The sequence below is a fragment of the Hydrogenophaga palleronii NBRC 102513 genome, from assembly GCF_001571225.1.
GTDB classification, from domain to species: Bacteria; Pseudomonadota; Gammaproteobacteria; order Burkholderiales; family Burkholderiaceae_C; genus Hydrogenophaga; species Hydrogenophaga palleronii.
Map to the genome: position 1 here is coordinate 1 of NZ_BCTJ01000093.1, position 1,798 is coordinate 1,798.

2 protein-coding genes are annotated in these 1,798 nt (G+C 69.3%); both read right to left on the minus strand.

Annotation, left to right across the window (positions count from 1 at the left end):
- Nucleotides 1–917: sugar phosphate isomerase/epimerase family protein (locus HPA01S_RS22380; protein WP_066273711.1), on the minus strand; the 917-nt coding region annotated here is incomplete at its 3' end.
- Between the two features lie 4 nt (nucleotides 918–921).
- Nucleotides 922–1,767, minus strand: a complete 846-nt coding sequence (locus HPA01S_RS22385; RefSeq protein WP_245638731.1) for a VOC family protein — start codon at nucleotides 1,765–1,767, stop codon at nucleotides 922–924.
- Nucleotides 1,768–1,798 lie beyond the last annotated feature (31 nt).

The window sequence follows — 1,798 nt, forward strand, 5'->3', positions numbered from 1 at the left end:
CCCGGCCGGCGCAAGCGCAGCTGGCTGGGCAGCGGCACCGACAGGCGCAGCACATCGTCGGCCAGCCACTGGGCCGAGCGGCGCGCGCGCTGCGCCACCATCGGCAGTGGCATCTGCACGTAGTCGTCGTTGAAGACCTCGAAGCTGTAGTCACCCGCGTAGCCCAGCGCGTCGAGCTTGAGCACCAGCTGCACCAGCTGCTCGCTGTGCACGCCCTCGCCCGGGAACACGCGGAAGGTGCGCGCGGTGGCCATGCGCTCCTCGAAGGTGCGCACCTCTTGCCACATGAAGTCCGCCAGCTGCACCAGGAAGATCTTGTCCGGCTGCAGGTCGTCGATGGCGTCGAGCGCAGTCTCGGCGGCGAAGATGTGGTACGAGTCGATGCCGATGCCCAGGTTGGGGCAGTCAGCGCGCTGGATCACGTCCCACGCGGTGGTGAACTCGTTGACCGTGCGGCCCCAGGACAGCGCTTCGTAGGCAATGCGGATGCCGTAGGGAATCGCCAGCATGGCCAGCTTGCGCAGGTCGCGCGCCAGGTGGTCCAGGTCTTCGCTGGCGTGCCGCGAGGTGGAGGAACAGGCCAGCAGCACATTGCAGCCGAGCGCTGCACACATCTCCAGCATGGACTTGGCGATGTCCACCTTGTAGGCGTGCAGGTGGCCCGAGAGGCCTTCAAAGTCGCGCAGCACCTGGAAGCCGGTGCCACGCAGGCCGCTGGCGTGCACCGCCTTCACCGCGGCCTGCCAGCCGTTGGCGTGGCCGACCAGGTCGTTGGCCTTGAGCATGACCTGCCCGAAGCCGGCCTCGGCCATGGCGTCGAGCTTGGCCTCCAGCGGCCCGGCCAGGGTGATGGTGTCCATGCCGAAGGAGCGGATGGCCAGGTCGGCGCGCTGGCGCAGCAAGGGCGTGGTGCTCATGGCATCAGGCCTGCACGGGCTGGCTCTGCACCAGCTCGAACACCACCGAGCCCAGGTAGGTCTTGGTGATGGCGCCACGGCGCTCGCTGTGCACCGCATCGGTCTCGACGAACTCGACACCACGCGCGCGCAGTGCCTGCACCGCGGCCATCACGTCGGGCACGCCCAGGCCGATGCGCTGCAGGCGCTCGCCGGCGTCGATCACGTTGGGCTCGGGCTCGATGAGCTGCAGCATGAAGCGCTCACCGGCGTCCAGCGCCGGGGTGCGCAGCAGGCGGCCCTTGGGCATGATGCCGAAGCGCTGCTCGTCGGGAATCAGCTCGGCGCCGAAGAGTTCGCCGTAGAACTCGATCCAGTCGTGGCTGCGCTCCAGGCCGATGTACTGCACGATGCCGAAGAAGTGCAGGCCGGCGGTGGCCGGCGGGTGCTGGTCGACCGTGGGGATGGGCACGAAGTCGACGTCGTAGATGCTGAAGTTGCGGTAGCGGTCGACGAAGTGGATGCGGCTGCCGCCGGCGCCGTGGATGGCCGGGATGTTGAGTTCCATCACGCCGACGTGGGTCGGCACCTCCCAGGCGCCGCGCTCGAGCACGTAGCCGTAGGCGGCCTGGGCGTCGCGCACGCGCAGCGCCACGGCCGAGATGGCCGGGGCATCGCCCCGATGGCCCACCGCCGCGAGGTCCATCGCGTGGGCGTTGACGACGATGTTCAGGCGGCCCTGGCGGTACAGCAGCACCTCGCGCGAGCGGTGGCGCGCGATCGGGCGAAAGCCCATCATCTCCAGCACCTGGCCCAGGGCCTGCGGGTGCGAGGTGGCGTATTCGATGAACTCCAGCCCGTCCAGGCCGATGGGGTTGCGGGCGTCGCTGAAGGAGGCCTGC